4 protein-coding genes and 1 pseudogene are annotated in these 8,313 nt (G+C 36.5%); all 5 read right to left on the bottom strand.

Annotated features, from left to right (window positions below):
- Positions 1–159 precede the first annotated feature (159 nt).
- Positions 160–2,502, bottom strand: coding sequence for an O-antigen ligase family protein (locus ACEN2H_RS12350; RefSeq protein WP_441732810.1), 2,343 nt, complete (start codon positions 2,500–2,502; stop codon positions 160–162).
- A gap of 236 nt (positions 2,503–2,738) precedes the next feature.
- Positions 2,739–4,418 (bottom strand): hypothetical protein, encoded by a 1,680-nt coding sequence (locus ACEN2H_RS12355; RefSeq protein ID WP_441732812.1) that lies wholly within the window; start codon positions 4,416–4,418, stop codon positions 2,739–2,741.
- Positions 4,419–4,753: 335 nt separating this feature from the next.
- The gene (locus tag ACEN2H_RS12360) at positions 4,754–6,139 is read right to left on the bottom strand and encodes a thioredoxin-like domain-containing protein (RefSeq protein WP_441732814.1); all 1,386 of its coding nucleotides are present in this window, start codon (positions 6,137–6,139) and stop codon (positions 4,754–4,756) included.
- 31 nt (positions 6,140–6,170) lie between these two features.
- The gene (locus ACEN2H_RS12365) at positions 6,171–7,511 is read right to left on the bottom strand and encodes a hypothetical protein (RefSeq protein ID WP_441732816.1); all 1,341 of its coding nucleotides are present in this window, start codon (positions 7,509–7,511) and stop codon (positions 6,171–6,173) included.
- Positions 7,512–7,757: 246 nt separating this feature from the next.
- Positions 7,758–8,313: pseudogene (locus tag ACEN2H_RS12370) on the bottom strand (hypothetical protein); the annotation flags it as partial.

The following is an 8,313-nucleotide window of genomic DNA, read 5'->3' on the forward strand; positions in this document are numbered from 1 at the left end:
TATCTTAAGTATACCGCTATTCCATTGCAGCTAGTAACCACTAAAACTAATTAAAAGTGCTAAAATCAGTAGTTTTAGCAAATAATTATTAATGCTATGTATTTACTTTTTTGTCTGTCATTTTGTAGAGAAAAAAAAGATCGAGAACTGTTTCAATTATCATTTACATACGGTATTGATGAGTTCGAATGCATTTGGATAATTTTTATTTTTTGCTGAATTCATAAATTCACATCCTTTGTCATACTGCTTTAAATTATAGTAGGATAATCCTAGGAGATATTCTGATTTTCCATCTTTTAGAACCGGTGTGGCTAATGAATTTTCTAAATATAAAATAGCCTGCTTGTATTCTTGCAAATTAAAGTAACACAAACCTATATTTTGCATTAATATTACATTAGAAAAATCTAATTTTAGTGCTTTTTTAAAAGATTCAAGAGCCTTATCATATTTTTTATTACTAAAGTAACGGTCTGCCTCGCTGATGAAAATAGTATTTATTAATCTATTTTTCTGCCCTAACAACAAGCTATCAGTAGGGAATATTTTCAATCCTTTTTCTATAAAACCTGCCACCTTATCATCCGTATAATTAGAGTTACTTAAGGCAATTGAAGTATTGACCCAAACGAAAGCTGCATCATTATCCTTAGTAAAGATTTTATGAACTTGTAAAATACCTGAGGTATCTTTTAGTGCCATGGCTGTATTGATTGCCTGAATGTAATACTCTTTGTTTCTAGGCCTAATATCTAATGCTTTCCTAGCATAAATAAAGGCACTATCCTTTTTATTGTTTTTAACCGCAATAATCGACTTGTTCAATTCCATTCTGCCTTGATATGGGTTGATCTTATTTCCTTTATTTAAATAAATAAACGCTTGCTTGTAATTTTGTTCTTCGATAAAATAAGATGCTGCATAAGTATAAAAAGCATCTCCCGTAGTGGTAACATTAGGTAATAAAGGCATACTAGCCCCCATTTCGTTAGTTTTTAAAGTAAAATTCTTATTAGCAAAATCAAGATTAATCTGATGCTCTAATTGATAAGCCTTGAATGATTTATAGGAAAAGAAAACAGTAATCAGCGAAATAATTATAATCCCTATTGGAATTTGTCTCTTGTTTTTATTTCCTATAAATTCCTCTTGCACTGAGGTATTAATTACTGTTAAAACAAAGAATAAACTAAAAACGAATTGCATGGTGGGTCTATAAAGCGGAAAATTTAAAGCAGCATCTATACCGTATGAAAGGATCAATAGTAAACAGACTATGGCAATAATTGTAGCCTCTGGTTTTTCAGATTTTAGAATTACTTTAAAATTCATATACACTAAAAGTATAAAAAAGGTCAAATAAATTATTCCGTTCAGTATTCCTGTTTCGGTGGCTACTTCCAGAAAATCATTATGAGTATGTATGGAAGCTGCAAAATTGCTAAACATTTTATTTTCGTAAGGAAGGGATTCAATTTTCCAATTGCCTAAACCTATTCCCAAAACCGGATTTTTTTGAATCAGTATCACAGCATTCTTCCATAAGCCCAACCTATAGTTGATAGAGGCATCCTGGAGATCATAGGTTTTTTCTATTCTGCTAGTCACTGATTTATATCTGTCTGCATTACCACTGTTTTTAAATATTTGATTGGATACAAAAAATGAAAAACAGATCAGAATCGCTATATACAATGCGGTTATTTTTTGTTGTTTAAAAACAGAATTGAACTTTAAATACATAAAAATAAAAAGTACCGTTTCAAGAAGTAGACTTAAGTAAGCAGCTCGTGAACCAGACAAAAAAACAAGTGTTGTACTTACGAAAAGCGCTAAAAATAAAAATCCTTTTAGCCATTTTTTAAAATAAACAATTCCTAAAAACAAAAAAGGGATTTTTATACTTATACTGGCAGATAAGATGTTGATATTACCCGTGTTCCCTTTTAAATCAGCTAAAGCAGTAAGTATAGATTCTGCCTTTGCGATTTGGACAAAGTGATTGAGTACAGTAAAGGAATTAATAAACAAACTTACACCCACTAAAAAGGCAATTTTATAAATAAGATGTAGCCTGTCATTTAATAAAATAAATAAATTGACGACCGTCATAAAAATAATAATCAAGCTAATAAAACTGATCACTCCTACCGAAATGTTTCTGGCAAAAAAAACAGAAAGCCCACAGAAAAACAGAAAGCCTAGATAAAGCTTTACAACTAGGGTTTTGTTATAAATAAGCAACAGATTATGGGTTATAATACTAGGGTTCTTGTAGACCCATAATCCGATTAAGGTATTTAATACAGCTAAATATAAATATTGAACGCCTATGATTTCGATACTTCCAAAAGTAGGCAAAAAGTCAATCCCCAAAAAAGCGATGATACTTAACAAAGTCATGTTTTCAAAATAAGTAGCACTGCTTCCAGTTGAAATTTCAGTAGCGGAATTTGTCTTTTGATTCTTATTTTTACCTAAGTTAGTCTTCTTTTTCATTGCTATGGTTTTTTGTTTTCTTTAAGATTAGCGGCATTCCACTCTCTTTTTTTATTGTTTTACAAATTTACTCATTCTATTTAATCAACACTACAAATCATTGATATTTAGCATTTTAAACCTATTTAAGCTCTCTATCTCATTTCTTTTTTTAACAACTAAAATAGTGCCATTATCCCATTTTCCTATTCTCTTTTGCCGCTTTGCAAATAAGTATCTAGTTGTAGCAATGAAATTTAAAAAGACCTCACTGGACGTACTTGCATTGGCCTGAAAGCATCTAAATCGTCGAAAGTACTGCCAGACCATGCCGTTGCCCACCCCAAATTAATTGGATCAGTAGAAGTCCAATATTCTAATGCGAAATTAAAATTCCCAATTAAAACTCGATTAGTGTACAATTTCTGGAACTCATCACGACTTGGCAAATACCACCCGCTAGTATAGCCTGCTACACTATATGCTTTAGCGATACTTGCCGCATACGTACCAACTCCAAATGCGGTAATAATGCTATTTGTATTAGCACTTCCCGTACCTATTGCAGTGCCTTGTGCAGTTGTAGATATATTACTCCCATTGTTCCAACTAACAGGGCCTATATCTGCAGTAGCAGCAATCAAACCGTGTTGCACGGTAGGATCATATCCAGCATCGCCAGAAACCAAAATATAGGCTATGATACCACCTTGATAGGCATCTCCAATAACCTTAGGAGACGCTAATGGCGCATCTATAATACCTCCAAAACGACTGATACCCTTACCAGAACCTATGGCTCCGTATTTGTCTACTGCCAGTGAGGCATCGAGGGTAAATCCTCCGTATTTATTTAGAACAGATAATGTAGTAAAACTTAAATCAGAACCATAAGAAGTAGTGCCTACTGAATTAGTAGCATAGGCCCTCAAATAATAGGTAGTAGCAACTGAAAGGCCTGATATGGATCCTGTAAAAGTCCCTAAACCGGAACCAGAATCCACCACCTTATTATCGGCTATAGTGGGATCGACCGTGGTGGCATAAACAAAACCACGTTCTGTTACCGTACCCCCATTTTCTGAGCTAACGTTTCCATTAGCTGTAATAACACCGTTAGACTCAGAAGCTGAAGACGTTAATATTACTGGTGCACCAGCCTGAATTACACTTCCTCCTCCGGTTAAGTTAATCGAAAAATTATCTAAATTCCTTACTCGATCCCCAGCGAAATTAAAATAACTATGCAAGATTGGCGCATTGGCAATGGTAGCATTGGTCACCCCGTTTACCTCAAATATAGCCGATGCAGTAGATTCTAGCATTATACCGCTGGCGTCACTAGTCCAAATTTCTACTCGCAAATTAAATGTGGTTAATGTTGCTCTAGTCATTTTAAAAATAATTTTATACCAATCAAAAGCTGAACCTTCTCCTAATAAATTACTAACACTACTCACTTTAGTGGCTGTTATACCAGAACTTAGAGACGAACCAGTCCAATTACCAGTATAATTTGTAGCTCCATTGTGAAATATAAAGCCACCGCCATGCGCGGATATCCCGATAGCATCAGTTGGTCTATAAAACCCATCGGAACTAGCGCTAACTGGCACACTAGCTGTAAAACCAACGCCACTGTACCCATTGGGCCCTTCACTTTTAATAAAAGATTCAAATGTATCTGAACTCCCTGCAGGGCCCAAGCTATAGCCCTCTTTAGTGGAAAAAATTGCATTTGTACCACCTGGTAAATTTATACCTCCTGAATTACCAATACCTCCTGCTGTAAGTTGGGAGACACTTCCGGTAGCACCTACACCATTAAAAAGACTGGATAATTGTCCCGGAGTGTTAAAATCATAAAACGTAGTAGTTTGCCCGAAAGCATACTGACTTAATGTTATTAAAACTAAATTAAAAAATATTTTTTTCATACTATTTAAATTATTAGATATTCATAAAACCGGCAACAAACTTGAGAGTACTACTGCCAAAAAATTATAATTCAATTTCAAGCATTCAATACAAACCAAACACTTTCACTACATTTCATCACTAGCGAAAACAGTTCGAAAACCAAGCCAGGGGCATCATATTCTCGACAAAAATTTGTTCCTCCTTCAACCTACTAATGGACGCAACTTGTATAGTTATTGGAATTACAGATCTAGTCACATAACCCTCATTTGTATGTCTTTAATTACAGTCTCATCTCCATCTCATTTCTTTTTCTAACAATAAAACGGGAATATTTCCCGTTTTATTATTCTTATTTACCGCTTTGCAAATAAGCATCCAGCTGTAGCATGGAAACAGGACGTAGGATAATTTTTTGATTTTGATCTAACAAATACATCGTAGGCGAGCTGGAAACAAAATAGGCTTTGGCTGCGGGAGTGTCCCATTTCTTGTAATCACAACTGCTGATAAAAGGCATCTGGATGGCAAAATCACGAAAGGCATTTTGATCTGTATCTAAGGATATAAAAACGACTTCTACTCCTTGTAATTTCCATTTTTCATAAAGCGGAATTAATTGCTTTAGTTCTGCTACACAATTAGGGCACCAGTTGGCTCCAAAAATAACCAGCTTATACTTGGCTTTCACCTCTGATAATCGAGCTGGAGTTGTAATCGCTTTTCCATTTTGAAAAACATCCCCTTCAAAAACAATATCTGCGGCGGTATTCCCTTTTTTCATGGCGCGATAGGACTCTAGTTGCTGTCCTAAATTGAGCTCTATCCTGCAGCTATTTTGCGTTAAGGCTTGGTTTGCTAAATACTCACTTGCCGTGAACAAACTGTGTTTTTCAAAATAGTCAAACAAGTACTTCGTGACTAGATTAAAAGCAGTTTCGTTTTTAGACAGGCTTTGTAACAAAGAATCTGTAGAGCGGTTCATTTCTACATACATAGCATCTTGTGGAAGTCCCCTGTTTTCTAGTAACCAATACTGGCTTTCTATAGCGTCTTTTAGCAAGCCACTGTGGTACCAGCGGGGATCAGCATAATCCAGTTGCCTGAAGGCGGCAATGGTATTGGGAATTTCCTCGATGTTGTATTGTGCTACCGTCCCCACAGCACTAATTAATTTACGCAGGGGCAAATACCACTTCATATAAGACTGAGGCGCTAACTGATTTAAAAAATCGGCATCCTCTTTATGAATGCGGCTCGTCTCGCTTGCAATAGCTTGCTGCACCGCCTTTTGATTACTAAAAAGGGAGTCGGCCTGATATATTTTTTGTAAATATATCCAGGCACTTAAGGCTTGTTCCCGTTTTCCGTGTGCTGTGGCATAGTTTACAAAAGCCTTGTTCTCAGCTCCGGTTATCGTGCGAATCCCTTCTGGGGCGCTCAATAATTCCCCGGTAAGCTGGAGCTGTTCTTGAGCGAGTACAACGAGATAGGATTTATTATCTGGACCACTGATGTAGCCCATGCCTAAATCCTGATCCGTAAACCCTAGCGTAAAACTGCCTTGCTCTGAAACAGTGGTGCTATCTATGGTATAAATCCCCAGATCCCTAAACCCTATGAGTTGCACTTTTTGTCCCTTTAGTAAAGGAAAATCCCCCTTAATACTATTTTGCGCCTTGGCACTCCAGGATAAAATAGCTATAAAAAGTATGATTCTTAGTGTTCCTGCATTCATAATTCATTAATTTAATCAATAATAATCGCTACTAATCCTGAATACATCGAATAGCGTACCCGTTCCCACGAAAACTTTCACCAATAATAAAACTATTAACAAACCACCGAAGAACTTGAGCTTTTCTACCGTCACTAACACCAATTGAAGATGTCCACAAATAAGTAGAAGAATTAAAAACTCCATTACTGGAATATCGACTTCCTGACAATGGAATTTTTAAATTAGTCCCTATAACACTTACACCTTCTAATTCAAATTCACCTTTAGTGGGTATTCTAAAACCGGACGGACAGGGGTTATTTATTCCTGCTACACCTTGCCATAGAGTATTATCCAACGAACTAAGCCAATCACCGGCGGATGAATTAACAATAAAATCACCGTGTCCAGGAGTATTGGAAGTTGAAAGTGTTCCCAATGGATCTGATGTTATTTTTTCATGACCATCAGTTCCTCTACCCCATTGGTATAAATCACCGTAAGAATCTGTATTACTTCCCGCTGAATTTGCTATCTCTTTCGCCCCTAAGTTGCGGTCCATCCATATTCTATTCGTTACGCTACTAGTAATAGTTCCTTTAATACAGCGAACAGACATCCCGTTTGCAGCACCTAATGATGCGCCTACTGATGCCGAAGCGGTCGTTATTTCTTGATGATAGGGAAAATTAGCGATTGAGCCAATAGTAGATGTCCAGTATTTACTCCCTTGGGAACTCCCTGAAAGAGTAAAATCACCGTAATTTCTATAGCCTGAATAAGTCATTTTAAACCGAGTAAAGGCATCCTGCGTCTCAAGTATTAACTCAGCTTCAAATTCTGCTTTAGTAGGTACATAATAACCCGCTGGACAAGGATTGTTAATTCCGCCTATTCCCTGCCATAAATTAGTGTTTTCTGCTGTAAGCCAATTAGAAGAAAAACTTTTAATGAACTTTGCAGTATTTGGCGATGGCACAGTAGTCGTAGCTGACTGACTGGCGATCGACAATGACCCCCTTATTTGATGACCATCTGTTCCTCTACCCCACTGGTATAAATAGCCAAAAGCATTAGTATCACTAATACTGGTGGCAACTTGAGTCGCTCCTAAGTTGAGGCCCATCCATACTCTACCGGTAGTACTACTGGTAATATCTGTAGTTAATGGCGCATCGAGAATTGCTCCACTTAAGCTTAAGCCTTTCCCAGAACCTATGGCTCCATATTGATCAATTGCCTGTAAAGGATCAGCAGTTAGACCTCCAGTTTTAGTTAGTAAATTCTGTGCTGAGCCAGTAGCTGCAAGAGAGAATAAAGCAAGGCACATCAAAGCAATGCATCTCCAGGATTTATGTGGTACGAGGGTATGAGTAACTATTTTTTTCATCTTAGATTTATTTTAATCAGATTTTTACTTGCTGCGGTTTGCCTACTTTGTCTAGCGGCTATTGTGTGCGATACTTTTTTTGGTTTTTAACTTAGTATCTAAATAGACTAAAAGCGCCAAGGTCCTGCTTGTAATTAGTACTTGTATTATATTTTCTTTCTAAAAATAAAAAAGCAGAACTAAAGCAAATATTTACCCTAGTTCTGCCATTTTACATTTAAACTTTCCTAAGCATACTAGAAATATTTAGTACGAATAATCAATGAAAATCGTTTCACTACCGGTTAGATCCACAGCTGGTGCTATTGTAGTATATGTCACCGTAGTAGCAGTAGGCGTAGTAATAGCAGCTTTAGTTATCCTTACCCCATTAATATAAAATTTAGGTGTACTATTAGATCTAATCGACTGTGTTAAAGTAAAAGTAACAGCACTAACAGGTGCAGTCCATGTTGTCCCACCAGTAGCTGGAAGAGTAAATTCATCAGTAAATTCTGTTGTTACTGTATCCCAACTAGCTAAACCATTCGCATCAGAAGTTAATACTTTTCCTACCCCAGGACTACCTCCTGTAAGTGTAATTGTTGTAGCTGTTGCAACTCCTAAGGTTGGTGTAACTAAGGTAGGTGAAGTTGCAAAAACCGCAACTCCAGTTCCTGTTTTATCCGTCAATGCACTTGCTAAATTTGCTGAAGAAGGCGTTGCCAAAAATGTTGCAACATTATTACCTAAACCGATAACCCCTGTAGCAATTGGCAAACCAGTAGCATTTGTAAGCGTTCCTGATGCTGGAGTTCCTAAA

This window comes from Flavobacterium sp. W22_SRS_FP1, assembly GCF_052113685.1.
Lineage (GTDB): Bacteria > Bacteroidota > Bacteroidia > Flavobacteriales > Flavobacteriaceae > Flavobacterium.